Consider the following 25144-nt stretch of genomic DNA (forward strand, 5'->3'; position numbering starts at 1 on the left):
CCGACCGACTTGATTTCGCTTGGTGACAGGGTCGAGCTGCATGGAATCTCGGCAGCGAACGACGGCGTCGTCGGCATCAAAGCGACCGCAGGCATCAAAGCGGTTAATGCGATTACGGTGCCAACTGACCGACTACGGCCTTCTTTTCGAGTCATGGAACACCCAACCCCCGTTGAGAAACATGGTCTTAAATTTTTGGATGTCTGGATACTCTACGAGGCCAGGTTTCCTTAGTCAAGATTCAGGTCCTTCGACCGTGCGCGGCCTCGAGCTCCTCGGCCTGGCGAAGGTCGGTCAGACAGCAGCATGCCCGCCCGCCATTTCCGCGCGGCGACTGGATCACCGCAGCGCGCTGAAGAAGGCGCGCAGGTCGGCAGCGAGCACGTCGGGCTCTTCCTGGGCGAAGAAGTGGCCGCCGACCCCGGGCTCGCGCCAGTGGGTGAGGTTGGCGTAGGTGCGTTCGGCGAACGACCGGGGCAGGCCGGCGTCCTCCACGCTGACCGTGATACCGGCGGGCACGTCGACCATTGGCAGATGTGGGGCCAGGCGGTCGTCCCGGTAGGGCCGGAAGGACGTGCCGATGCAGTTGGTGACCCAGTACAGCATCACGGTGGTCAGCAGCTCGTCGGAGCCGAACCGGCGGGAGATGTCGCCGCCGCAGTCGCTCCAGCGCTGGTACTTCTCGATGATCCATGCGGCCAGTCCGGCCGGCGAGTCGCTCAGGGCTGCCGCAAGGGTGTCGGGCCGTGTTTCCTGGATGATTCCGTAGCCCCAGTCATCTTGGGCCTTCGCGTCGAGCATGGCGATGAACGCCTCCTCGGCCGGGCTGAGGTCGCCCCTGCGGTCCGCCGGCGGGAACTTGATGTGCTGCGAGAAGACCCCGATGACCTGATCTGCGTGGCGGGCGCCGAGCCACGTCGACACGCCGGACCCGATATCGCCGCCGTAGGCGCCGAAGCGGTCGTAGCCCAAACGGGTCATCAGCTCAGCCCACACGTCCGCGACAGCCGCCTCGGTCGTGGGGCCCTCGGCGAGTGGTCCGGAGAAGACGAAGCCGGGCAGGCTCGGTATGACGAGGTCGAAGTCCGCGAGCCGGGAGGCCAGGGGCAGCATCTCCGTGTACGTGCTGGGCCAGCCATGGGTCAGGATCAGCGCCGTGGCGTCAGGCGATGCCGAGCGAACATGAACGAAGTGGATCGGCGTGCCTCGGACCGTGGTGACGAACTGAGGGTGCCGATTGAGGGCACGCTCGGCCGCACGCCAGTCGAATCCATCGAGCCAGTACCGCACCAGACCTGCCAGGTACCCGGGGTCGGTGCCGGCGGCCCACGGCTCACCTGGGGCGGCTGGCGCGAGCCTTGTCCGCGAAAGCCGAGCCCGCAGGTCGTCCAGGACGGCTTCGGGCACATCGATGTGGAAGGGCGTCACCTGATCATGATTCCATCGCAAGGAGTCACTCGGCAGCCGCCCGAACGGGCAGGCTGCAGATCCGATCTCCGCTCCCCCGGAGGAGCGTGATTCAGGCCGGAACCGCTGCGAGGTGGCACTATCGTGACATTCAGGTCCGGCAGGCCGCGCCGTGCGAACCGGTCCTCCAGGGAGGGAAGTTCACGTGCCTTCAGACGTACATCCGGGCATGGATGTCTTGATGCCCGCGGCGTTCCTGGGCCACGGCAACCCCATGAACGCTCTCGAGGTCAACCGGTACACCTCCGCGTGGAAGGCATTCGGCGCCGCGGTACCGCGTCCCCGCGCGATCCTGGTGGTCAGCGCCCACTGGTACATCAACGCCACGGCCGTCACCGCGATGCCCCGGCCGAGGACCATTCACGACTTCTACGGGTTTCCGCAGGAGCTGTTCGAGGTGCAGTACCCGGCGCCGGGGCTGCCCGAGCTGGCTGAGGAGGTCAGTGACGTCGTCCATCCGACCTGGGTCGGGGCGGACGTCGACAGTTGGGGCATCGACCACGGCACCTGGTCGGTGCTTTTGCACGCCTTTCCGGACGCGACGATTCCCGTCGTCCAGCTCAGCATCAACGCCGACAAGCCGTTGGACTACCACCTTCAACTCGGCGCCCGGCTCGCTCCACTGCGCCGGCGCGGTGTGCTGATCGTGGCGAGCGGCAATGTCGTGCACAACCTGCGCGGCATGGACTGGGCGCTGACCGACGACGGCTTCGACTGGGCGCAACGCTTCGACGAGGACGCCAAGGCCCGGATGTTGACCGACCCGGGTGAGTACGCGACCCTCGACGCTCACGGGGACTTCCGCCGTGCGGTACCGACACCGGATCACTTCATCCCCGCGTTGTATCTCGCCGGTCTGGCCGCCGCCATGGACACCCCTGACACCGAGGTCCTCGTCGACGGTTACGCCTACGGCTCGTTGTCCATGACGGCCTACACCCTGGGCATGTCCTGTCCACCGGCTGACGGACGAGGCGGATCCCCGCAGCCACCGCCCGGCCTGCCGCCGGACGGCTCCAACATCTGAGCAAGCGCCGGCTGGTCGAATGCTCATGACCCAGCACCGGGGCGGGTCGGTCCGCGAGGTCCGGTGCGTCAACTCGGTTGTGCGCCGCTGCCCGGCCTGACAGCCTGGCCGCCTCGGTCTGACGAGAGGCGACCATGACGCGGACGTTTTTGCAGCCGGACGACCTGCACGGCCTGGTGTCGGAACAGTTCGGCTCCGACCGGCGACTCGCTGCCCTGGACCGGCTGACAGGCGGCACCAAGAAGGGCGTCTACCGGCTTCGGCTGGACGACGGGACAACCGTGATGCTGTACGTGTGGGCCGCGGGCGAGAACTACTGGCCACCGTCACCGACAGTCCCGGACGACCCGTTCACCGACGCGTCGGGCGCGGATCTCTTCGCCGCCAGCCATGCGGCGCTCACCGCAGTGGGAGTGCGTGTCCCGCATCTGATGATGATCGACCGGGAGGGCCGTCACCTCGACGCCGACATCGCGCTTGTCGAAGACGCCGGCGCGCTGCGGCTGGACGCGTTGCTGGAACACGATCCGGCCACCGCCACCGCCGCCGCGCCGCTGGCCGCGCTCGGTGACGCCCTGCGCCGGATGCACACCGCCTTCGGTCCGCACTACGGCAAGGTCGCGGCCATTACCGGGGGAGAGGCGTCCCGGGCCCGGCGCGCGGAGGACGTGATCGTCGACCGGGCGCTCGGCCACCTCGACGCGGCAGCGGCCCGCGACGCCCGGCTGGCCGATGCCCACCAACGGATCACCGCCCACGTACGCCACCTCAGGAGCGCGGTCACCCCACGCGAGGAGTACGGGCTGGTGCACGGTGAACTCGGCCCGGATCACGTTCTCGTCACACCGGCCGGTGAAGCCGTCATGATCGATTTCGAGGGGCTGGCGTACTTCGATGTCGAATGGGACCACGCCTGGCTGCAGATGCGCTTCGGCGAGTCGTATCCGGCGCTGCGCCCGGTCGATCTCGATCCCCACCGGCTGGAGTTCTACCGGTACGCGCAGACGTTGTCCTTGATCGAGGGGCCACTACGGATCGCGGACACCGACTTCCCGGACCGGCAGTGGATGCTGGACCTGGCCGAGTGGAACATCACCAAGGCGCTCGCCGCGACCTGACGGCAGCCTCAGTCGGCCGGGCCGACGTGCGCCGCGAGCAGGCGCCATTCCTCGTCCTGGTCGAGGACCCATGTGCGCGTGTAGCGGACGCGGGCGAGAAACGGCTCGCCGCCCATGGTGCCTTCCAACGTGCCGAGGAACCACGTCACACCGGTGCCGCCGACCACGAGCGCCGCCAGGTCCTCCTCGTCCACCCGGGTCATCGTCTGCTGGCCGGATCGGTGCGCGTGCAGGTCGTCCTGCTTGGAGTAGAGACGGCCGTCAGGCCCGGTGAACACGAGGCGGTCGTCGATCAGCCGATCCAACGCCGCGACATCTGAGGACAGCTGGGCGCGCTGAAGACGCCGTTCAGCGGCGCGCAATTCGTCGACCGTGGCGCTGTCCGCGTCGCCGGTCCCAACGGGAAATCCATCGTCCTTCACTGTAAATAAGTTAACAGCGATCTCCGGGAACCGGTATCGGGCAGATGACCGGCTGCGCAGGTCATCGGGGATGGCTAGTTTCGCCCAGTGCCCAACACGATTACTGCGGCGTCCGCAGGCACCTGGACGCTCGGCGACCTGACTGTCAATCGGATCGGATTCGGCGCGATGCGCCTGACCGGCAACGGCGGTGTGGCGAGCGACCGCGAACGCGTCATCGGCGTGCTGCGCCGAGCGGTCGAACTCGGGGTCAACCACATCGACACGGCGGCGTTCTACTTCTCGCCGCTGCGTTCGGCAAACGAGATCATCAACACGGCGCTCTCGCCGTACGCCGACGAACTGGTCATCACCACGAAGGTCGGGCCGGGCCGCGATCCCTCCGGAGAGTGGCTGCCGCTGGCCCGGCCCGACCAACTGCGCGGACAGGTCGAGGAGAACCTGCGCCAGCTCGGCCGTGACCACCTCGACGTCGTCAACCTGCGCCAGAACGGGCTGGAGTCGGTCGCGGAGCACTTCGGCGCGCTGGCCGACCTGCGCGACGCCGGCCTGATCCGGCATCTCGGCCTGTCGAACATCCGCCCGCAGCACCTCGCGCAGGCACAGGCGATCGCCCCGGTGGTCTGCGTGCAGAACCCGTACGGCGTCGACACCCGGCGCGTGCACGACCAGTTCGTGCGCACCTGCGGGGAGCAGGGTGTCGCCTTCGTGCCGTTCTTCGCGCTCGCCGGCGACGGACGTGAGGCCGGTGGCGTGGCGACCAACGAGGCGGTGGCGGCCGTCGCCCGGGCCCACGGGGCGACGCCGGCGCAGGTGCGGATCGCGTGGACCCTCAGTCGCGGGCCGCACATGCTGGCCATCCCCGGCACGGGCAACCCCGACCATCTGGTCGAGAACCTGGCCGCCGGGGCGCTGCGTCTGTCCCCCGAGGAACTGGCCGGCCTCGACTAGCTGCGTCCTGCCACGGGTCCACGACTCTCGACGGAAGGTCCCACCCTGTGCGGGCAGCAGTCTCGTCCCTCGCCGCTCCTCCGCCGCACAGCTCATGGCTCGTGGCCCGAGGACTCGTCCCCGAGCGCGGCCCGCGGCGCGTCCTGGCCGTCGCGACCTTCGTCAACATGGTCGGAATCGGCGTCTTCATGACCAGCGCCGTGCTCTTCTTCACCCGCTCCGTCGGCCTTCCCCTGGCGCAGGTGGCTCTGGGCATGGGCATCGCGGCGCTCGTCGGGATGCTCGCCGGGATCCCGACGGGGCATCTCGCCGACCGACGGGGCCCGCGCGAGATATACCTGCTGACCCTGGTCGTCCGAGCCGTCACCACGGCCGCCCTGATCTTCGTCCACACGTTCTGGCCGTTCGTCGTCCTGGTCTGCCTCAACCAGCTCGCCCAATCGGCAGGCGGGGCGTCACGCGGCCCGCTGGTACGCGGCTTCGGCGGCACGGACCTGGCCCAGTTCCGCGCCTATCTCCGTTCGGTCGCCAACCTCGCCGGAGCTTGCGGCGCCCTCGTCGCCGGCGCCGCCGTGCAACTGGACACCCGCGCCGCCTACCTGACCCTGATCGTCGGCAACGCCGTCAGCTTCGTGGCGTGCGCCGCCGTCATCACCCGGCTGCCGTCACTGCCGCCCATTGCGGTGCCCCACATGACCGGACGTTGGGTCGCACTGAAGGACAAGCCGTACATGGCGGTCACCGTGCTCGACGCCGTCATGGGAATTCAGGGTCAGGTGCTGATCTTCGCGCTGCCGGTGTGGATCATCTCGCGTACCGACGCGCCGCGCTGGTTCGTCGGGGCAGCCGTACTCGTCAACACCGCGCTCGTGGCGGCGCTCCAGGTCAGGGCGAGCCGGGGGATCGACACCGGTCCGGCGGCCGGCCGGGCCATGCGTCGCTCCGGGTTGGCGTTCCTGGTGGGGATGGCCCTGATCGCCGCCACGTCGACGATGCCCGGATGGCTCGCCGTGACGGTGATGACGATGGGAGTCGCCGCGCACACGGTGGGCGAGCTGTGGCACACGGCGGGCTCGCTCGAACTGCAGTTCCTCCTCGCGCCCCCGCACGCGCAGGGGCAGTACACGGGAGTCGCCGGGCTCGGCACGGGCCTGGCCAACGTCGCCGCCCCTTCCGTCCTGAGCCTGCTCTGCATCACCTGGGGCGCCCCGGGTTGGCTGCTGATGGGCGCCGTCTTCGTCGCGGTCGGCCTGGTCGCCCCGGCGGTCGTCCGATGGGGCGAACGGACGCGTCCGGACCTGGCGGAAGCCGTCTAGCCAGGCGGCTTCGTCGCGGGACGGTGGCGGGCCCGGCTGACGCCGGCATCAACCAGGTGGTTGACCGCCGCACCCACCGCGTTCCGCAACGGTCCTCGCCGCGCAGTCGATTCGGGGTGCGGGCGCCGGACGGCACGCTTCTGCCATGGCAATCATCGAGGTGGACAGCCTCGTCAAGCGCTACGGCGGGCACACCGCTGTGGACGGCGTCAGCTTCGCCGTCGAGCAGGGCGAGATATTCGGCATCCTGGGCCCGAACGGGGCCGGCAAGACCACCACTGTCGAGTGCCTCGAAGGGCTGCGTACCCCGGACGGCGGCACCGTCCGGGTCTGCGGGATCGACCCGCAACGCGACACCGGCGAGCTGCGGCACCTGCTCGGCGCGCAGCTCCAGGCGAGCGAGCTGCCCGACAAGCTGACCGTCGGCGAGGCGATGGAGCTGTACAGCTCCTTCTACCGCCGGCCGGCCGACTGGCGGGCGCTCGTCGACACGCTGGGCCTGACCGACAAGCTCGGCACACAGTTCCGGCGGCTCTCCGGCGGGCAGAAGCAGCGGCTGTCGATCGCGCTGGCGCTGGTCGGCGACCCGACGGTGGCGGTGCTCGACGAGCTGACCACCGGCCTCGACCCGCAGGCGCGGCGCGACACGTGGGATCTCATCGAGGGTGTCCGCGAGCGGGGGGTGACGGTCCTGCTGGTCACGCACTTCATGGCGGAGGCGGAGCGGCTCTGCGACCGGCTCGCCGTGATCGACGCCGGCCGCCTCGTCGCGCTCGACTCCCCGGCCGGGCTGGTGGCGCGCGTCGACGACCGGCAGCGGATCCGGTTCCGGCCCTCCGCGCCGCTGGACCACGCCCTGCTCACCGCGTTGCCCGAGGTCACGTCGGTCGAGCGGGCCGGCAGCCAGCTCGTGGTGACCGGTACGGGGAATCTGCTGCTCGCCGTGACCACCGTGCTCGCCCGCCATCAGGTCGTCGCGGCCGATCTGCGGGTCGAGCAGACCTCGCTGGACGACGCGTTCGTCGCGCTCACCGGCCGCCCGATCGACGCCTGAGGAGACAACGTGTCCGCGCTGTTCCGGCTCACCGCCACCGAGACCAGACTGTTCTTCCGCGAGCCGATGATCGTCTTCTTCGCGCTCGGGTTCCCGCCGCTGCTGCTCGTCATCTTCGGAGCGATCCCCGCGTTCCGGGAGCCCGACGCGGACCTCGGCGGGTTACGGACGATCGATCTGTACGTGCCGATCATCGTCGCGCTGGGCCTCGCCATGTTCGCGCTCAACAGCCTGTGCCAGCTCCTCGCCACCTACCGGGAGAAGGGTGTGCTGCGACGGATGCGGACCACGCCGGTCCGGCCGGAGGCGATGCTCGGCGCGCAGTTGCTGATGTCCACCGCCCTGTCCGTGGTGACGATGCTGGTCGCGCTCGCAATCGGGCGGCTGGCGTTCGGCGTACGGCTGCCCCGGCACGTGCCGGCGTACCTGGCGAGTTACGTGCTGGCCGCGGTGACGATGTTCGCGATCGGGCTGCTCGTCGCCGCGCTCGCGCCCAGCGGCAAGAGCGCCGGGGCGGTCGGGACCGTACTCTTCTTCCCGGTCGTGTTCTTCGCCGGCCTGTGGCTCCCGCGCGACAGCATGCCCGGCGTGCTGCGGGCGATCAGCGACTTCACCCCGCTCGGCGCGGGCGTGCAATCATTGCAGGACGCCACCGCCGGTCAGTGGCCGCAGATGCTGCCCGTGGCCGTGATGCTGGGGTGGACGATCGTGGCCGGCGGGCTGGCCGCGCGGTACTTCCGCTGGGAGTAGGTCGTGAGCATCGAGGCCGAGCTACGGGCGGAGTTCGACCGCTGGGAACGCAACGAGAAGGTGTTCTTCGCCGTCCTGCCGTACGCCCTCCTGTCGATCTGCACGCTCATCACGCTGGTGCTGCCGTTCTGGGACGTGTCGCTGAACCTCCCGGTGGTGCTCGGGCTCACTGCCGCGCTCGCGCTCTGGACGGCCGGGTTCCACGGGCACCCGCGCTGGCGGCACAGCGGTTCGCTGACGGGCCTGTACTACGTGGGACTGATCGTGCTGGGGGCGAGCGTGGTGGCGCTCGCCCCCTGGTACGGCATCTTCACCTTCATCGGCTACGTGCACGCGTTCCTGTTCCTCAAGGGCGCCTGGCGGTACGCCGGAGTCGCCGCCACGGCGGTGATCCAGGCCGCGTCGTCCACCGGCGGCCTGTCCGGCGCCACAGTGGACGAGTGGCTGGTCCTGTCCCTGGTCATCATCGTGCTGGCCGCGGCGTTCTTCCGCTTCGCCGAACTGGACGACCGGCGCAACCACAGGCAGAAGCGGGCGCTCACCGAGTTGCACGAGGCGAACGTCAAGCTGGAGGCGGCGCTCGCGGAGAACGCCGGTCTGCACGCCCAACTGCTCGTGCAGGCCCGCGAGGCGGGCGTGCAGGACGAGCGGCAGCGGATGGCCCGGGAGATCCACGACACGCTCGCCCAGGGACTCGCCGGCATCCTCACCCAGCTCCAGGCCGCCGAGCAGCACGCCGACCGGGCCGAGGCGTGGCGCCGGCACGTGGACAACGCCAGGAACCTGGCCCGCGACAGCCTCACCGAGGCTCGCCGGACGGTGCACGCGGTGCAGCCGGACGTGCTCGCCGAGGCCCGCCTGCCGGAGGCGATAAGCGACGTGACCCGGCGCTGGTCGCAGGTGCACCGCATCGACGCGGTGCTGACCACCACCGGCGACCCGCGGCCGATGCACGCCGACGTCGAGGTGACGCTGCTGCGGGCCGCGCAGGAGGCGCTCGCCAACGTGGCCAAGCACGCCCGCGCCAGCCGGGTCGGGCTGACCCTGTCGTACATGGAGGATCTGGTGACGCTCGACGTACGCGACGACGGGGTGGGTTTCGAGCTCGGCGCCAGGCGCGCCGACGGCGCCGGGGACGGGGGTTTCGGCCTCGCCGGCATGCGGCAGCGGGTGCAGCGACTCGCCGGGCGGCTGGACATCGAGTCGGAGCCCGGCGGCGGTACGGCGATCTCGGCGACCGTGCCGGCCATCCCCGCCGGAGCCTGATCGTGATCTCCCTGTTGATCGTCGACGACCACCCCGTGGTACGCAACGGGCTACGCGGAATGTTCAGCGCCGACCCGCGCTTCGAGGTGCTCGGCGAGGCGGGTGACGGCGCGGAGGCGATCGTCGCGGCGGAGGCGCTCCGGCCGGACGTGATCCTCATGGACCTGCGGATGCCGCGCGTCGACGGTGTCACCGCCATCCGGGAGCTGGCGAGACGAGGGGTGCCGGCCCGCGTGCTGGTGCTGACCACGTACGACACGGACAGCGACGTGCTGCCCGCCGTCGAGGCCGGCGCCACCGGCTACCTGCTCAAGGACGCGCCGAGCGAGGAGCTGTTCCGCGCGGTGGAGGCGGCCGCGCAGGGGCAGGCGGCGCTGTCCCCGGCGGTCGCGACGCGGCTCATGCGGCAGATGCGGCAGCCCGCCTCCGAGCCGCTGTCGCAGCGGGAGCTGGAGGTCCTTGAGCTGGTCGCCCGGGGCTCGACCAACCGCGAGGCGGCGCGGCAGTTGTTCATCAGCGAGGCGACCGTCAAGACGCACCTGCTGCACGCGTACGCGAAACTCAGCGTCAACGACCGGGCGGCGGCCGTGGCGGCGGCGTTCTCCCGGGGGTACCTGACCCCCGGGCGGTGAGGACGGTGGTCGCCTCGGCCGCACTAGGTTGGTGGCCGCAGCCGGATCGCCGCACCGATGAGGCAACGGCTGGTCGCCGGCCGCATTCGTGGACGACCGCCACTTAGCTCTGAGCGGGCATGAGGCCCGGTGAGCTGTCCGAGGTGACGACCGCATTGTCGGAGGTGGTGCGCAGCCCATCCGACGGCCGGTAGGAAGGCTCTTGCCGTCGTTGGTCTGTTGTGCATCCAAGTCAGCTTCGAAATTCCTGCCGTCAAAAGTCCTTCGCGGCGGCGGATTAGGAAAAATGGATGGCTGTAGGTCGTCAGGCGTCGGTTACAGCGGCTCGGGTATAAGGGCAATGAGGCCCTTTCAGAGCGAGCTAGAGAGTAGTCGGTGTAGTGGCATTGCCAACCTGCCGAGTGCGGCGCAGCAGCTGTCGCCCGCTTGCATCGAGCCAGTAACGGCCCTCGGTAGGCCTGATTCAGTGGAGTCCATCTGGTCACCCCACGGCGACCTTCGTTCACAGGTAGGGCTCAGACCGGAGCCAGTCAACCGGCTGGTCTGGGACCGCGGGTGATTAAGCGTGAAGTATGCCAGTGTGGAGGGCTGAGGCAAGCCGGGGCGCCAGTTCCCGCACTGCTGCCTTGTGGTGTGCCCGCGCAAGTTCCTGGGCGAGCCGACGGAGGTCCACGCGGATTGTGGCGGAGTCGGCTCGAGCGAGAGCCTCTAGGACGGGCTCTACTTCAAGACATGCCCGCTCTGCCTCTCCGGTGGCGGCCAACGCAAGTGCCCACCGGGCCGTGTATCGGGCTTTCGCGCGGTGCGCGTGTGCGGGGATGCGGCGGATCGCGGCATCGAAGATTTCGACCGCTGCTTCGGGACGTCCGAGGTCGTGGAGGCACCAAGCCGTCGCGAGGGTGACCGGATCCTCGATGGTTGACGTGCCGATGATGGGTTCATCGTCTTCGCCGGGCACGTTCAGCAAGTTGCGGGCGCGATCAAGAGCCCTTAGGCAGGCGTCGTAATCACCGGCGATGGCGTGCCCCTGGGCTTCACGTTGCGCGGCAAGCCCGCAGATCCTGGGATTTTGAGTCTGCTCCTGAGCCAGCTTCGAAAGCTCGACCGTGTCCGGGGCATTGTGACGATACATCGTGATTAGCGCCTGTCGGACAAGTGCGTATGCCGCTAGATCGTGGTAGCCCGCTGCCTCAGCGAGGTCACAAGCGTGGTCTGTCCACCACATCGCCGCCCCGTCGTCGCCGGCCTCCTGAGCCATCCAGCCCGTGTACTCGGCGAAGCGCGCCGCGAGGGTGAGTATGCGAGCTCGATCGTCGGATTTCGCCTGCGGCGCCATGATTCGGAGGGCGTTGGTTTGTGCGATCAACATGGGGATTAGCGCCGCAGGTGCGATGGTCTGTCCGAGACGGCGTGACTCCTGAAATATCGTCAGGAAAGCGGGCAAGGTTTCGCCTTCAGTGTGCCGCGGGCCGGAGGTCGGCCGCAACCTCCACGTGTAAACGGTGGCTACCCCGGTGGTGTGAGGACCTTGACGGTGCCTTCCACTGAACTCACTGTGTCCGTCGGGATTGAGCCCTATCGCCCAGACATCCGCTGTACCCGCCGGCGGCGGGGAGGGGTTCGGTTGCGTGTGCGGCGCGAGCGCGGCTAGGGCACCACTGGCACCCAACTGCGCATCGCACCTGCGCGCCAGATCTAGGCTCGGAACCTTTAACCCAGTCTCGATCTTGCTGAGGTAGCTCTTACTGTAATGAACCAGCTGACTCAGTTCTGTGAGTGAAAGTCCCGCTGCGTTACGACGTTCCCGCAATGCGGGCCCAAATGACTGCGCTTCCTTATCGGCGTTTCGACGCATTTCGTCTCCCGTTGCCTAGGGCGTTACTGGCTGGGCAACAACTGTCCGTCGACCCTCAGGTGGTGCATGCTGCTATTAGTGACCTGCTAGCGAGGCTACACGAGTTAATCGACTTGACGGAAGAGTCGAAGCAGTGATCGACATCAAGGATTGGATGAGGGTGACAACGAAGCTCATTTGCCTCGGTTTGATGCGGCGCTGTGGTGCCGTTGTGCTCGGCATCGCGGCCAGCTCGGTAGCCCTGCGGTGGCCCGAACTGGCGTCCGCAGCCGCGATCGGCTGGACGGCTGCAGCCGGCATGGCCGTCGGGGCACGATCGAGGGCCAGGCGTATGGGAATGCCAGACGGTGTGTCCTGTTGTCCCCTCGGCGGGCAGCGGGCACCGTCTGGACTTCCCCGCTCCGCCAGCCGATCGTCCATGGGAGTGAGTTCGTCAGGGCAGGTGGAGCGTCGAGGTACCCCTAACTGGAAGTCCGACGGGTATATTACCGAGTGCCGATCCGGGTGTTCGGAATAGGCGAAGATATACCTCGGGATTGGAATGCAATGGCAAAGATCTTCATCAGTTATCGTAACAGCGATGATCCATCGGCCGCCGTCCTGCTGGCGCAGAGCATCGATGAGCGACTGGGGGAGGGCGCATCTTTTCTCGACAGCAAATCAATCCCGCTCGGAGTAGATTTCCGACCTGCGTTGTGGGGTCAGCTCGCCCGGTCTGCGGCGATGGTAGTCGTTATCGGCCCCAGATGGCTGGCCCCTGATGCGGATGGCAAGCGTCGCGTAGATCGCACGGACGACTTCGTACGGCAGGAAATAGAATTCGCCCTCAAGATTGGGATTCCTATCATCCCTGTGTTAGTGGGAGGTGCCGCAAGGCCGTCCGGTGATACTTTGCCAGCGTCGCTCGCCGGGCTTGAGCACCGGCAGTACCTAACCCTGCGCCATCGGAGCGCGGACCGGGACCTTGGGTGTCTGCTCGACCGAGTCCACGAGCTTGTGCTGGCAAGCAGTGGCCGTAGCACCGGCGCCAAGCATGCGGACACTGCACCTGCTGCCGGGGGAATTACCTTCAACGGCCGTGTACGAGTCGGCGGAGACATTGTCAATGGCTCCAAGTATGTGACCTCAAATGAGTGAGGCTCCGGCCGCGGTTGCGGACGGCTCCGGACCGGACGAGCGAGTTCAGGCCCAGGAGACGGCCGCCGCCAGCAGCGACATCACAGCCTCGGGCGCGGGCCGAGCTGCCGGCGCCGCGGATAAGGTGGATGGCCGTACGGGACGGGCAGATACAGGAGCCGCGCCAGACGCGACGACAGAGACTGAGTCCGGGGGCGCGACTAGGCGACAACAGTGGTTGGAAGAAGCGGAGCAGGTGCTCATTCAAGGCGACCTGGTCGGCGGCGACAAATATATGATCACCTTCGGTCGGAGCGAGACACCTGCGCGAATGCATCGTCTGTCTCCTCTGCTTCTGGAGCCGGCCCGCGTTGCGTTCGTTCCGCCAGGAGGTATGGGAAAGCTGCGGGCCGACTTCGAGGCACGAAACACCTCTCTCATGCAGGCGCCGGCTGGATACGGCAGAACGACTCTCGCGATCAGGCTTTTGTTGGAGACGTCCCATGACACGATCTACGTTCTGGACCCGGCCGTGGATCTAGCGCTACTCGCCAGCGCGATTGAGGCGGAAAGACGGCAGCCGGACGGCCGCATCAGGGGCGCTGGTCTCGTCGTCGAGCCGGAGGCCGCGATAGTTGTCTCGGGGCGACAACTGCGAAGCCTGGATCAACTTCTCATGGAGGCCAAGGCTCGGCTCGTCATCATTGTCGGGCCGGATGCTCGGCTCGCGGACGAGGAGGCGCTCGATTACCGCCTTCCAGAGTTCGATCCCCCAACACACCGAGCCATAGTGGAGAGTCACTTGCGCTGGCGCCTCGGTAGCCAGGCGGAGCAGGTACTTGAGCAGGACGGGATGGGAACGGCCATCAACGACCTGGTGCCGCGGTTGCCGCGCAGACGGGCAGCCACTTTCGCCGAACTCGTCCAACGCGCTACCCAAAACGGCAAGGCCAACGTTTTGCTCGTTCGAGAAAGAATGGCCCGCCGGAACGCCGACGACTTCAGCATCTGGCTTGACGGGTTTATCGAGCCCGAGGATATCTGCTTCGCGGTGGCCCTCTCAGTGCTTGACGGAATGCCTCATGAAACGGTGGCGGAGACGGGGCGAGCGCTGATGTCGAGACTGGATGCCACGAAAAAAAAGCAGATGGACGTCGGGCGGGTCGGTGACCAGGACCGGCTGGAGGAATTCCGCGCGTGTCTGCGGGAGGTGTACACCCGAGGCTCCTTCGGGCGCACCGTCGTGCGCGTCGTTGAGTACTCCGAACGGACGTATCCCCGCCGCGTCATTCAGCACTTCTGGCGCCGGACCCGGCTCACCGAGGCGATCGCCAAATGGCTACTCGAGATGGCATCTGCCAGGGAGCAGTCGGAGCGCGTCCGCATCCGTGCTGCAACAGTCCTCGGGCTGCTTTCTGTCCAAAACTTTGACTATCTCCACCACCGCATGTTCGCCCCTTGGGCCCGGGACGAGGACTACCTGCGCCGAGAAGCGGTCGCTAACGCACTCCGGGTGCCTGCGGCGACCGCTTCCACAGCGGCGAATGTGGTACGTCTCGTCGAGGAATGGCATGGTGGAGCCCAAGCCAACTCTCGAACGCGGGCTACGGCGGCCCGGGCGTACGGCGTAAGCCTCGCCTCGATCGACCCAGTGTGGTTGATCGACCGGCTCGGGAGGCTTGCCGCGGTCGACGATCTCGAGGTCTTGATCTCTGTCGGGCGTAGCCTCTCCGATCTTGCTGGGCGGGCTGACTGCCAGCTCGTGGGCCCGGTCCTGTCGGCGCTGTGCGACTGGTTGCCGAACTACCGCCGAGAGCCGGCAGCGCAGTGGGCGTTCCTCGAAGCCGCAGGCTCGCTGGTTGCCGAAATGGGTGACGACCAACGCGGAGTGCCGGAGCTATGGCCGATCCTGCTCGTCCTCGCCGATGGCGACCAAGGGCTGCGAGGCAGACTGCGTCTCTTGTGGGCAAATGCGCTGCAGTCCTGGACTTTCGGCGGTCAAGCCGTCGCAACTCTTACCGGCTGGGCGGTCATGGCGGAAAAAAATCAAACGATGCGGCTGGCATTCACATATCTTGTCGGTGCCTTATATCAGCAAGACGAGCGGATGCGGCAAACGGTACGCCACCTAGTCGATCGCTGGCGCAGTCCCGATCACCTGCAGCCGCTGGAGAGAACCGTAGGCGCCATCGATGTATATCTCTACCGACTCGAGACTGACGGCACGAACCTGGAGCAAAAATAGTGGCACGTGGATTTCAACCTATCATTCGCTCGGCGCCTGTCCTCTGGTCCGGGTGGCAGCGCACCCCTGCCTCGATGCCGGGGGTAGCTGTTGTGTACTCAAACGCTGCTGGTGAAGTAACCGATCGGGCCACTGCTGGCCTCAAGCGGGGCCGTCAGGTGCCGTTGTTCGGCTGGACGCGATACGAGGTAGACGTAGCCGACCATCGGCGGGTCGCAAAACTGGGAGAACTGGACCTGCCGACTGCGAGGCACGCTCATTATCTGGAGGCGACTCTAAATATCGGGTTCCGTGTTACGGATCCGGCTGAGGTGGTCCGTCGCAACATCACCTACGGTGCCTCCGTGATTCTCAACTACGTCGCAGCAGCGCTTAGGGCGACGGTGCGCGAGTTCGAACTCGATGAGACTCATCTCGCCGAGGAGCTGTTCAATCGTGAATACGCCAAAGGGATCGTCCTTCCTGAAGGAATTAGCATTTATCACATGAACGCACAGCTGGTCCCCGACCCTGCTGCGCGTCAGTATCTGGCCGAGTGTAGAGATTCGCAACGCCGTAGGGAGATTGAGGCTGAGCAACATGAGCAGGCGAAGTTGGCCGCCGTGCGTGCTAATGAGATCAAGTGTATTGAACACGCGGGCGAGCTGGAAAGGCAAAAGGAAGCCTTGGCGGCGGTTGGTGGACTGGATCTGGACCCCTACCAGCTAATGCTCGCGCACTTGACCGCGAACCCGCAGGACACGGGAGGGTTCTTTGACCTTATCTTGCAGCTTTGCAAGACTGGCATTGATCGTGACGAGGCGCGCGACGCGCGGTCATCAGAGTTGCTCAAATATCTTATTGACAAAGGTGTGATGCAAGCTGTCGACATCGAGCGGTTCAGAGATGAGCTGACGGATCGTATACGTGAGGCGGTGTCACGCAAACGTCCTGCCCCTGCTGGTTGGATGGAGCCTCCCGTTCTTTCGCCTGTGAAGCTGAAACCCGCCAGCACGGTGCCGCCCCGACCTGGTGTAGATGGGCCGTCCGCCAACGCGCCCCGGCGTTCGTAAGCGTCGTAAACATGTTCAAATCCAGGCGCTGTACGTAGCCCTCGTCGTGGGCCTGATGATGAACAACAGGTCCCGGTTGGCGCCGCCGTGCGCCACGTCCAGCGACACGTAATCCACCTCGATCCGGCCTGCCCACTGCGGGTGCCGCCGGTCGAGGTCCGACTGCAGTTCGGCGAGTACGTCGAGGAGCTTCTCGTCCGGATCATCGACGAGTACCGCGAGCAGGTCGAGGTCACTGCGGTTCACGGCGAAGTCGCCGGCTACCAACGATCCGTGCAGGTAGAGGCCCAGGAGTCGGTTGCCCGGCGCCACGCCTCACGGAGGTCGGACAGAACCATCTGGGGTGATGCCTGAGGTTCCCCCGATAACGCGGAGGGCTGGTTAGCAGGCTACGGCCTGCTCACGGGTGGTGTTTACGGGGTTCGTTGGATCGATGTTCTTTGCGTACCAGGCAGCCTCGTACTCGCGTCCGGGGACAGCCAGCCGAGGTCTTTCTGGATGCGTTCGCGGTTGTACCAGCCGTCGATGTAGGTGAAGATCGCGTTCTCCGCCTCGTCGCGGGTGCGCCACGAGCATCGGTAAACAGTTCGATCTTCAGGGTGGAGAAGAAGTTCTCCATCAGTGAGCCGTTTTCATCCTGAGTAGCGGCTGGTCTCGACGCGGTGCGGGACGAGGATGGCCTGCACGATCGCCGTAGCGCGGCGGGGACAGCAACGCAGCTTGGTCAGGATCTTCCAGGTCTTCAGCGTGGCGATGGCTCGTTCGCCGCGGGCGCGGAGCCGGGCATGACCACGGTTGACGGCCCGCTGGCGGCGGGACAGCTTCGGTCGGTAGCGGTGGCGCTTGAACGGCGTGCGCACGCTTCCGCCGGCTCCCTGATAGCCCTAATGGCGAAGGTCAGCACGTCTGCCCTGGTCAGCGCCTCGATGATGCCGTGGGCGCGGGCGGCGGTGAGGTCGTGGACCGCGCCGGGCAGCGCGGCCGACGCCCAGACCAACCGCCCAGACCAACCGCCCGGCCGGGTCGGCCAGGACCTGCACGTTCACCCCGTGGCGCTTGTGCTTACCGGAGTAGTACGGCCGCTGGTCAGCGACCCGGTCGATGGGAATCAGCGTGCCGTCGAGGATCGCGTACGCCAACCGGGCAGCCCGACGCATGGCGGCGGTGAGGTCGTCGGCGCAGGCGGCGAGCAGGTCGACGGCCTCGCGTAGGTACCGCCACACGGTGGCCACCGACACCTCGAAGCCGGCCGCGAGGCGGGTGAGGGTGTCGCCGTTGCGCAGATGGGCCAGGGCCATCAGCGCCTGCTGCTGCGCAGGCAGCCTCCGCCAGCGGCCGCCGAGCGCACGTCGGCGGTCGCGGATCATCTCGGTCAGGCGGGTCAGGCTGCGCGTGGACAGCGGGATGCTGGCAGGACAGGTCAGCAACGAAGCTCCCGTGCTGGGCAGTGCGTCTTGGTCGACTGCTGTCCTACCGGGAGCTTCGTCCTATCCGGACAATCGACACGCCGCCCCCGCCTGCCTGCTCAACCGCCCTTGATCACGATGAAAAGAGCTCAGTGCGTTGTCGTAGGAGTCGCCGACGGAGCCCATCGAGGGCAGGATGCCGTTGTCTGCCAGGCGTTCGGAGAACTTGATCGCGGTGTAGGTCGATCCGCGATCCGAGTGGTGGATCAACTGTCCGTCGCGCACGTCACGTGACCAGATCCCGTACTCGAGTGCGCCCAGGACGAGGTCGGTGTTGCACCGGTCGGAGGTCTTCCAGCCCACGATTCGGTTGGAGAATGCGTCACGCACCGCGGCCAGCCACAACACCCCGTCACCCGTGACGATCCGGGTGGCGTCGGCCACCCACAGCCGGTTCGGGGCGTCGGTGGTGAAGTTCCGGTTGACCAGGTCCGGCGCCGGATCGGCTTTCGGGTTCTGCTTCGTGGACCCGCCCCGCCAGCCCTTGCGTAGGAACGCGCCGTGCAGGTCGTGTTCACGCATCAGCCGCTCGACGCGCTTGCGGCCGACGCGGATGCCCCGGCGGGCGAGGGTGGCGTGCACGCGCGGGCTGCCGTAGGTCTGCCCGGACCGGTCGTGGATGTCGACGATCTCTGACAGCAGACCGCGATCCTCGACCTCCCGCGGTCCGGGAGCGGCGTCTCGGGCCAGCCATCCGTAGTAGGTCGACGCCGCGATGTTCAGGACCCGGAGGATGGGCTCGACCCGAAGCGGCCCTTCAGCTCGTTGACAAGCGTCATGACCGTCGCCGGGTCGGGTCGGTGAAGTCGGCCCGCAGCGCAGTTCCGACCTTGGTCGGCCTGTTTCTGCGGGCCGCTTCCCGAACCCGGCGTGCACCTTTCAATGCACCGGGCTCTCCACAAGTCCCGATAGTGCTGGTGGTGTGCCTCGTCACGCGGTCGGCCAGGGCGACGGGATGATCGAGCCGCGGTAGCGATACCGGGTCGTGCCCAGCGTTTCCGGGTCGAACAGTTCCCGCTGCCCGCGCGGCCACCAACCACCGCCGCAATACTGACGGCGCAGTTCCTTCCAGGTGGCCCGGCGGTGTTTACGTCGCAGCCATCGCCATACCGTCTGCCACAGGTAGTGGCTGAGGTAGGCGAAGGTCGCCGACGACACTCCGGGCCGGAAGTAGGCGCACCAGCCGCGAACTGCCTGGTTGAGCCGACGGATCAGCTCGTCCAGCGGTTGGCTCACCTCGACCTGCCGGCACAGCGCCTTGACCTTGGCCATCACCGCTTTCAGTGACTTCTTGGCCGGATAGGTATAGATGAAGTACCGGTTGGTCCCCCTCTTGCGATGACGCTGGATGCGCCATCCGAGGAAGTCCAGTCCCTTATCGATGTGGGTGACCAGAGTCTTGTCCGGCGACAGGCGCAAACCCATCGTCGACAACACCCCGGCGATCTCGTCCCGCAAGCCCACGGCGTCGGACTGGCTGCCCCTGATCATCAGGCACCAGTCGTCGGCATACCGGACCAACTTGAAGTTCGGCAGACCGCGCCGCAGCCGCCCAGCCCTCTCGCCCGGGCTGGAGCCCGGACCCCCGGGCCGCCTAGCGATGTGCTCGTCCAGCACCGACAGGGCGAGGTTGCTCAGCAGTGGGGACAGGATCGACCCTTGCGGGGTTCCGGCGTTCGTCTCCCGAAGCTGCCGATCCTCACCGAGGATCCCGGCTTTCAGGAACGCCTTCACCAGGTCCAGGACGCGCTTGTCGATGATCCGGCCACGCACCCGGACCATCAGGGCGGTGTGGTCGATTTCGTCGAAGCAGGCCTTGATGTCGCCTTCCACGATCCACTCGTACCTGCGTGGATTCGTGGCCAGGTAACGGATCTCGGCCACCGCGTCATGAGCCCGGCGCCCCGGACGGAACCCATAAGAACATGGGAGGAAGTCCGCCTCGAAGATCGGCTCCAACACCAGCTTCACAGATGCCTGGACCACCCGGTCGGTGATCGTGGCGATCCCCAACCGGCGCAGCTTGCCGCCGGGCTTCGGGATCATCCTCTCCCGCACCGGCAGCGGCCGGAAGCTGCGGTCCTTCAACGAGGCCCGCAGCCCGTCGAGGAACTCCTCGACACCGACACGCAGCACGATCGACAGCGCGGTCCGGCCGTCCACTCCGGCGGTCTTGGCACCCTTGTTGCTCCGCACCCGACCCCACGCCACCAACAGGAACGCGGGATCGGTGACAAGGTTGAACAGGTCACTGAACTGGCGATGAGGACCATCACGAGCCCAACGGTGCAGCTTGGTCTGGATCTCCAGTACCCGATCCTCAGCCCGCAACAGGGCCAACTCCGGATCGTCGGTGTTCACCGGCGACATCCCTCCTGGCATTCCAGCATCCGCCCTGCCTGACTTGCTGGCCCCCTTCGCCCTGTGTCCGGCTCTCCCGGACCCCGGCGGCGGGTCGTCACGCCCGCGACTACTACGAGGCCTCCGCCCCGACCGGTCACCCATCAGCGGCAACACACCTGCCCAGCCCCGCCCTGGAAGGACGGAAACCCGGCGGACACCGGTCGGTTCCCACGTTCACCACATCGATCGATCGGCCAGGGAGGTGCCCAGCTCTACTCCGGCAGCATCGCCACGGCTACGCCGCAGGCCTTCACCATGGCCTCCCCACCGCCGGAGCTAAACGGCTTCGGAGTCCACCCCGGCGACCGAAGCCCTCGGGGTCGTGCGCTGCTCACCGGCCCGTATCCACCAGATTGGAGCCGGCTTCGCTGTTACGGAGCGTCAATCACTGGTTCACTCGCGTTACACCTTCTGGCCTCGCCTCGACGAACCCGCACCGTCTGGCAGTCCCGGCACGTCCCGCCTTTGTCAGGGCCGCTTGCCACCTTCCCCGCCATTGCGCAGTTCAGGCTGCCCCCAGGCTTCAACCGGACCGCTGCGACGGCCCGACGGGAAGGTCTCTCACCCTCCTCGATCAATCAGCGCTACGTGGCGCACAGTTCCGATGCGAAAAAAGCCGAGGCGGCCTTCAGGATCTCGTTGGCTCTGCGCAGCTCGGCGTTCTCCTTGCGCAGCCGGCGCAGTTCCTCGGCCTCGTCGGAGGTGGGCCGGTCGAAGCGCTCACCGTGATCGGCCTCGTCCTGGCGGATCCAGTTACGCAAAGCTTCGGGATGCACACCGAGTTGCTCGGCCAGACGCTTGATCACTGGTTTGGGGTCGGACTCCCGGTAGAGCCGCACCGCACGCTGGCGCAACTCGTCCGGGTACTTACGAGGGGCGGGCACAGAGAACCTCCTGGTCAGGGCCTATAAGACCACGATCGAAAGCCTCCGAGCTACCGGGGGAACCTCAGCCACCGGATGATTCTGCGAGGTTGGCTGCCCGCGCCGCCACCGATTAATCCGACCTGCTACACGCGTACGCGAACCCGGCGTCGACGACCAAGCGGCGGCCGTGGTCGCGGGTAAGGGCTGCTCAGTTCCAGAAGCTGCTGGTGTCCGTGCCCCACGGCGACCAATCGAGGCGGCTGTCGACCTGGTGTGAGGACAGGCCGCCGTCGAGCAGACCGGTGTCCCAGGTGAACCTCGGCATCAGCGCCTGCGCCGCGCGGGTGCCGAGAGCACTACCGCCAATCCGACGTCCGCCGGTTTCAGATCGGATCGCTCGACGAGGTCGCTGTGCCGAACCCGGACGGCGGCAGGGCCCGCGCTCCGGCGACGGTACGGCGGGGCAGCCACCAGACCGCGCTTCCTAGAAGAACCACAGCGGCCGCCAGTCACTCGGTCACGCCGACCACTCCCGCGGCCACCAGGTTCACGAGCAACGCCGGCGGCAGCGGATCGGCAGCAGCACCCGTCGGCTGGGCGACTGCGCGAAGCCCTGCTCGGTCAGGCTCCGTCGCACGTCGCGAAGCGCTCGCTGCACACGCTTCTGCTGGGCGAGTTCCCCGGGGCCGACAGATTCGCACAGGGCGGCGTGCACCGCCCGCTTCAGCGGCTCGGCGCCGGGCGGAAGCGAGCCCGTGTGGCGTATTCACCCGGCCCATGCCGCCAGGACCGCGTGCGTGCAGCATGGCCAGAGCAGCGACTACTGCTGCCCGGTTACGGTCTTGCAACCAGCCGATCTCGGTTCCGGCAAGCGTCTCGGCGTCGCCCATACGCTCGGGATCCGGTGTACGCGCAACCGCACCCGGCGGTGGTGCCTACGTGCTCGGCGGGTTGCGGTGCCGGTCCGCGATGCCCGACGCGGCGTGGCGCTGCGCGTCATGCCTGCTCCGGTCGGCGGCGGCCTGGCGGACCGCAGTCGAGTCCTCGTCCGGCGAGCGCCTCGCCCGGTCCCGCCGGGCCACGAAGAACACGAGCGCGAGTACCACCACCAGGGCCACCACGAGCGACACCACAATCGTCGTCATGCCGTCGACGCTACGGCGTGCGCGCCAGCGCCGGCGGGTTGCGAAAAGCGGCGCGGCGAGGTTCAAGGGCTGCTCCGTGCGCCTCCGGATGGCAAGCTCACGTGTCGTGATCGATGACTTCGCGAAGAGCGGTGGGGACGCGATACGAAATCCGGATCTCGCGGACGTCCGCCGGTGAGGGCCGTCATCGTCGCGGCCGCTGTCGCGTTCGTGATCTCCCTGTTCGGTACGCCGGTGGCGATCCGCGTCTTCAGCGCGCTCAAGGCCGGTCAGCCGATCCGGTCCATCGGGCTGGCCAGCAACGAGGGCAAGAAGGGCACGCCCACGATGGGCGGCGTCGTCTTCATCGTGGCGACGGTCCTCGCGTACGTCGCCGGGCATCTCGCCCTGACCACGCTGCCCGAGCGGCAGATCGCGCAGGAAGGGCCGACCATGACGGCCCTGGTGCTGCTCGGGTTGTTCGTCTTCTGCGGCGCGGTCGGCTTCTTCGACGACTTCCTCAAGGTGCGCCGCCGCAACTCCGACGGGCTGTCCGCCAAGGGCAAGCTGCTCGGCCAGGCACTCGTCGGCGGCGGGTTCGGCATGGCCGCGCTGTACGTGCCCAGCACCAACGGGCAGACGGTGGCCAGCGAGCACATCTCGCTCATCCGCGACATCAGCTGGCTGGACGTCGGCAAGGTCGGCGCGGTCCTGGTCTTCGTATTCGTGATCACGGCGATGTCGAACGGCGTGAACCTCACCGACGGCCTCGACGGTCTCGCCACCGGCGCGTCGATCCTGGTGCTCGGCGCGTACTCGCTGATCGGCTTCTGGCAGTACCGGCACTGGTGCGCCGACGACGGGTACGCCCGCGTGAACGAGTACTGCTACCAGGTCCGCGACCCCCTGGAGATCGCCATGATCGCGGCGGCGGCGGCCGGCGCCTGCGTGGGCTTCCTCTGGTGGAACACCTCCCCGGCGCGGATCTTCATGGGTGACGTGGGCGCGCTCGGGCTGGGCGGCCTGATCGGCGGGCTCGCGGTGGTGACCCGCACCACGCTGCTCTCCATCCTGATCGGCGGGCTCTTCGTCCTCATCACCACGACGTGGGTGATCCAGATCGTCTCGTACCGGACCACCGGCCGACGGGTCTTCCGGATGGTGCCGTTGCACCACCACTTCGAGTTGGCCGGATGGAGCGAGTCCACCATCGTGGTCCGGTTCTGGATCGTGGCCGGTGTCTGCGTCGCGGCGGGCCTGGGCCTGTTCTACTCGGACTTCCTGGCGGCCGTCGGATGAGGGACCCGGTATCCGTCAGCGTTTGGCGACGGTGAGCAGCACGGCGGAGTCTTCGAGCGCCTCCAACGTGTGCCGGCGGTCCGGCACGATCAGCAGGTCGCCGGGTGCGCCGTCCCAGGACGCCTCGCCGGCGCCGAGCCGGACCCGGCCGCGCAGGACGTGGACGGTGGCCTCGCCGGGGTTCTCGTGCTCACTGAGCACCTGGCCGGCGGTCAGTGCGATCACCGTCTGGCGGAGCTTGTGCTCGTGACCGCCGTAGACGGTGGAGCTGCTGCGGCCGCTGGAGGAGGTGTGCGCGCGCTCCAGCTGCTCGCGGGCCAGCGCGGTCAGGGATGACTTCTGCATGACGTGTCCCATCTCCTCGTCGCGCCGGGCACGATGCTCATCCGGGAACCGTAGCGTGATCGCCCGTCGCCGAACTACCAGCCTTCGGGGTCACCTGCTCAGCTCATGGTGGCCTTCGGGGCGCCGCTGCCCGGATCGATGCGGGCCGGGCCGGAGGCCGAGGGGCGGATGTCGAAGTCGAAGATCTCGGTGGGCAGGTAGACGGTCGCGCAGGAGTTGGGGATGTCCACCACGCCGGAGAGCCGGCCCTCGATCGGTGCGGCGCCGAGCAGCAGGTACGCCTGTTCCGGCTGGTAGCCGAAGCGGGTCAGGTAGTCGATCGCGTGCAGGCAGGCGCGCTGGTAGGCCAGCTGCGAGTCGAGGTACCGCTGTTCGCCGTCGAGGGTTACGGAGATCCCGGAGAAGGCCAGCCACCGGGAGAACTGCGGCGGGGTGTCGCCCGGGATGAAGATCGCGTTCTCGGCGACGCCGTACGTCTGCATGCCGTTCTTGATCAGGTCCACGTGCAGGTCGACGAAGCCGCCCATCTCGATCGCGCCGCAGAAGGTGATCTCCCCGTCGCCCTGGGAGAAGTGCAGGTCGCCGAGGGACAGGTTGGCTCCCGGCAGGTACACGGGGTAGAAGACCCGGCTGCCGACTGTGAAGTTCTTGATGTCCTGGTTGCCGCCGTTCTCCCGGGGTGGAGCGGTCCGCGCCGCCTCCGCGGCCACCCGGTCGAAGTCGGCGCCGGTGAGGCGGCCGAGGATCGCGTCCTGCGGCTCGGGGGGCAGGGCCAGGGGCGGCACCCGGTCGGGCGCGGTGGCGATCAGCGCACCCTCCCGCTGGTTCCAGGTGGCCAGCAGCGACGCGGACGGGGCGGTGCCCATCAGCCCCGGGTGGGCGATCCCGGTGAACGAGACTCCGGGGATGTGCCGGGAGGTGGCCTTGCGGCCGGAGAAGTCCCAGACCGCCTTGTAGGCGTCGGGGAACTGCTCGGTGAGGAAGCCGCCGCCGTTGCCGGTGGGGAAGATGCCCGTGTAACCCCAGCCCTGGCCGGCCAGCGGACCTGACTCCTGCGGGATGGGGCCCATGTCGAGGATGTCGACCATGAGCAGGTCGCCCGGCTCGGCGCCCTCTACCGCGAACGGGCCGCTGAGCGCGTGGACCCGGGTCAGCGGAGCGTCCCGGATGTCCTCGGCGGAGTCGTCGTTGTGGATCGCGCCGTCGAACCACTCGCGGCAGTGGACGCGGAACGACTGTCCGGGCCGTACCGTCGCCACGGGTGGGATGTCGGGATGCCAGCGGTTGTGCCCGACCTTCTCCTGGTCGGTGAACCTCTTCGCGGAGTCGAGGGAGAACAGCAGTTCAGGCACGGTCTCGGGCCCTTCTCG

General features: G+C 67.5%; 22 protein-coding genes and 3 pseudogenes. 12 read left to right on the forward strand and 13 right to left on the reverse strand.

Going from position 1 to position 25144, the window contains the following annotated elements; genetic code table 11:
• Positions 1-339: 339 nt before the first annotated feature.
• Positions 340-1428 (reverse strand): epoxide hydrolase family protein, encoded by a 1089-nt coding sequence (locus AMK25_RS06665; RefSeq protein WP_073827256.1) that lies wholly within the window; start codon positions 1426-1428, stop codon positions 340-342.
• 220 nt (positions 1429-1648) lie between these two features.
• Here AMK25_RS06665 and ygiD point away from each other — a divergent pair, with 220 nt between their 5' ends.
• Together ygiD and AMK25_RS06675 are read left to right on the forward strand one after the other, a co-directional pair.
• Positions 1649-2494: a 4,5-DOPA dioxygenase extradiol gene (gene ygiD, locus AMK25_RS06670; protein ID WP_083664656.1), complete on the forward strand. Its 846-nt coding sequence runs from the start codon at positions 1649-1651 to the stop codon at positions 2492-2494.
• Positions 2495-2628: 134 nt separating this feature from the next.
• Entirely contained in the window at positions 2629-3612 is a 984-nt protein-coding gene (locus AMK25_RS06675; RefSeq protein WP_073827258.1) for a phosphotransferase, read from the forward strand.
• A gap of 8 nt (positions 3613-3620) precedes the next feature.
• Here AMK25_RS06675 and AMK25_RS06680 read toward each other — a convergent pair whose 3' ends face one another.
• The gene (locus AMK25_RS06680) at positions 3621-4034 is read right to left on the reverse strand and encodes a nuclear transport factor 2 family protein (protein WP_073827259.1); all 414 of its coding nucleotides are present in this window, start codon (positions 4032-4034) and stop codon (positions 3621-3623) included.
• Between the two features lie 87 nt (positions 4035-4121).
• On the opposite strand from AMK25_RS06680, the gene AMK25_RS06685 reads away from it, so the two are divergent.
• The 6 genes from AMK25_RS06685 to AMK25_RS06710 all read left to right on the forward strand — a co-directional run bounded on the left by AMK25_RS06685 (position 4122) and on the right by AMK25_RS06710 (position 10003).
• The gene (locus tag AMK25_RS06685; RefSeq protein ID WP_198937462.1) at positions 4122-4985 is read left to right on the forward strand and encodes an aldo/keto reductase; all 864 of its coding nucleotides are present in this window, start codon (positions 4122-4124) and stop codon (positions 4983-4985) included.
• 101 nt (positions 4986-5086) lie between these two features.
• Positions 5087-6301 (forward strand): MFS transporter, encoded by a 1215-nt coding sequence (locus tag AMK25_RS06690; RefSeq protein WP_073827260.1) that lies wholly within the window; start codon positions 5087-5089, stop codon positions 6299-6301.
• A 145-nt stretch (positions 6302-6446) separates the two neighbouring features.
• Positions 6447-7355 (forward strand): ABC transporter ATP-binding protein, encoded by a 909-nt coding sequence (locus tag AMK25_RS06695; protein WP_073827261.1) that lies wholly within the window; start codon positions 6447-6449, stop codon positions 7353-7355.
• A 9-nt stretch (positions 7356-7364) separates the two neighbouring features.
• Positions 7365-8105: an ABC transporter permease gene (locus tag AMK25_RS06700; protein WP_073827262.1), complete on the forward strand. Its 741-nt coding sequence runs from the start codon at positions 7365-7367 to the stop codon at positions 8103-8105.
• 3 nt (positions 8106-8108) lie between these two features.
• Positions 8109-9371: a sensor histidine kinase gene (locus AMK25_RS06705; RefSeq protein WP_073827263.1), complete on the forward strand. Its 1263-nt coding sequence runs from the start codon at positions 8109-8111 to the stop codon at positions 9369-9371.
• 2 nt (positions 9372-9373) lie between these two features.
• A complete protein-coding gene (locus AMK25_RS06710) occupies positions 9374-10003 on the forward strand; it encodes a response regulator (RefSeq protein WP_073827264.1) in 630 nt (209 codons plus the stop codon).
• A gap of 559 nt (positions 10004-10562) precedes the next feature.
• Here AMK25_RS06710 and AMK25_RS06715 read toward each other — a convergent pair.
• Both AMK25_RS06715 and AMK25_RS33200 read right to left on the reverse strand, forming a co-directional pair.
• A complete protein-coding gene (locus AMK25_RS06715; RefSeq protein ID WP_241826267.1) occupies positions 10563-11447 on the reverse strand; it encodes a hypothetical protein in 885 nt (294 codons plus the stop codon).
• A gap of 210 nt (positions 11448-11657) precedes the next feature.
• Positions 11658-11858, reverse strand: a pseudogene (locus AMK25_RS33200) (helix-turn-helix domain-containing protein); the annotation flags it as partial.
• A gap of 546 nt (positions 11859-12404) precedes the next feature.
• Between AMK25_RS33200 and AMK25_RS06720 the strand changes: the two are divergent.
• The 3 genes from AMK25_RS06720 (at position 12405) to AMK25_RS31840 (ending at position 16271) form a co-directional block, all read left to right on the forward strand.
• Complete coding sequence (locus AMK25_RS06720) at positions 12405-12995, forward strand: toll/interleukin-1 receptor domain-containing protein (protein ID WP_073827266.1); 591 nt, start codon at positions 12405-12407, stop codon at positions 12993-12995.
• A gap of 217 nt (positions 12996-13212) precedes the next feature.
• Complete coding sequence (locus AMK25_RS06725) at positions 13213-15219, forward strand: hypothetical protein (protein WP_143194701.1); 2007 nt, start codon at positions 13213-13215, stop codon at positions 15217-15219.
• Positions 15220-15563: 344 nt separating this feature from the next.
• Entirely contained in the window at positions 15564-16271 is a 708-nt protein-coding gene (locus AMK25_RS31840; protein ID WP_143194702.1) for a hypothetical protein, read from the forward strand.
• Positions 16272-16286: 15 nt separating this feature from the next.
• On the opposite strand, the gene AMK25_RS32645 is transcribed toward AMK25_RS31840, so the two are convergent.
• From AMK25_RS32645 to AMK25_RS06760, 7 genes and pseudogenes are all read right to left on the reverse strand, one after another.
• Positions 16287-16517 carry a hypothetical protein gene (locus AMK25_RS32645; protein WP_241826268.1) on the reverse strand — a complete coding sequence of 77 codons (231 nt, stop codon included), beginning with the start codon at positions 16515-16517 and terminating at the stop codon, positions 16287-16289.
• A 167-nt stretch (positions 16518-16684) separates the two neighbouring features.
• A pseudogene (locus AMK25_RS33205) lies at positions 16685-16846 on the reverse strand (IS3 family transposase); the annotation flags it as partial.
• A 57-nt stretch (positions 16847-16903) separates the two neighbouring features.
• Positions 16904-17638: pseudogene (locus tag AMK25_RS06740) on the reverse strand (transposase family protein).
• Positions 17639-17758: 120 nt separating this feature from the next.
• A complete protein-coding gene (locus AMK25_RS06745; RefSeq protein WP_143194703.1) occupies positions 17759-18613 on the reverse strand; it encodes an IS3 family transposase in 855 nt (284 codons plus the stop codon).
• A 54-nt stretch (positions 18614-18667) separates the two neighbouring features.
• Positions 18668-20098: a group II intron reverse transcriptase/maturase gene (gene ltrA / locus AMK25_RS06750; RefSeq protein ID WP_073827767.1), complete on the reverse strand. Its 1431-nt coding sequence runs from the start codon at positions 20096-20098 to the stop codon at positions 18668-18670.
• A 626-nt stretch (positions 20099-20724) separates the two neighbouring features.
• A complete protein-coding gene (locus AMK25_RS06755; protein WP_158070661.1) occupies positions 20725-21024 on the reverse strand; it encodes a transposase in 300 nt (99 codons plus the stop codon).
• Between the two features lie 917 nt (positions 21025-21941).
• Positions 21942-22151, reverse strand: a complete 210-nt coding sequence (locus AMK25_RS06760; RefSeq protein ID WP_073827269.1) for a hypothetical protein — start codon at positions 22149-22151, stop codon at positions 21942-21944.
• Between the two features lie 174 nt (positions 22152-22325).
• Here AMK25_RS06760 and mraY point away from each other — a divergent pair, with 174 nt between their 5' ends.
• A complete protein-coding gene (gene mraY / locus AMK25_RS06765; protein WP_073827270.1) occupies positions 22326-23429 on the forward strand; it encodes a phospho-N-acetylmuramoyl-pentapeptide-transferase in 1104 nt (367 codons plus the stop codon).
• A gap of 15 nt (positions 23430-23444) precedes the next feature.
• Here mraY and AMK25_RS06770 read toward each other — a convergent pair whose 3' ends face one another.
• Positions 23445-23774 carry a cupin domain-containing protein gene (locus AMK25_RS06770; RefSeq protein ID WP_073827271.1) on the reverse strand — a complete coding sequence of 110 codons (330 nt, stop codon included), beginning with the start codon at positions 23772-23774 and terminating at the stop codon, positions 23445-23447.
• 98 nt (positions 23775-23872) lie between these two features.
• Positions 23873-25126: a formamidase gene (fmdA, locus tag AMK25_RS06775; RefSeq protein ID WP_073827272.1), complete on the reverse strand. Its 1254-nt coding sequence runs from the start codon at positions 25124-25126 to the stop codon at positions 23873-23875.
• Between the last annotated feature and the right edge of the window lie 18 nt (positions 25127-25144).

The sequence above is a fragment of the Micromonospora sp. TSRI0369 genome (assembly GCF_001905625.1).
Classification (GTDB): Bacteria; Actinomycetota; Actinomycetes; order Mycobacteriales; family Micromonosporaceae; genus Micromonospora; species Micromonospora echinospora_A.

Coding starts and splice junctions, on each gene's coding strand:
- AMK25_RS06770 (WP_073827271.1), bottom strand. CDS start 23,774: ATGCAGAAGTCATCCCTGACCGCGCTGGCCCGCGAGCAGCTGGAGCGC.
- ygiD (WP_083664656.1), top strand. CDS start 1,649: ATGCCCGCGGCGTTCCTGGGCCACGGCAACCCCATGAACGCTCTCGAG.
- AMK25_RS06675 (WP_073827258.1), top strand. CDS start 2,629: ATGACGCGGACGTTTTTGCAGCCGGACGACCTGCACGGCCTGGTGTCG.
- AMK25_RS06695 (WP_073827261.1), top strand. CDS start 6,447: ATGGCAATCATCGAGGTGGACAGCCTCGTCAAGCGCTACGGCGGGCAC.
- AMK25_RS06760 (WP_073827269.1), bottom strand. CDS start 22,151: ATGACGACGATTGTGGTGTCGCTCGTGGTGGCCCTGGTGGTGGTACTC.
- AMK25_RS06720 (WP_073827266.1), top strand. CDS start 12,405: ATGGCAAAGATCTTCATCAGTTATCGTAACAGCGATGATCCATCGGCC.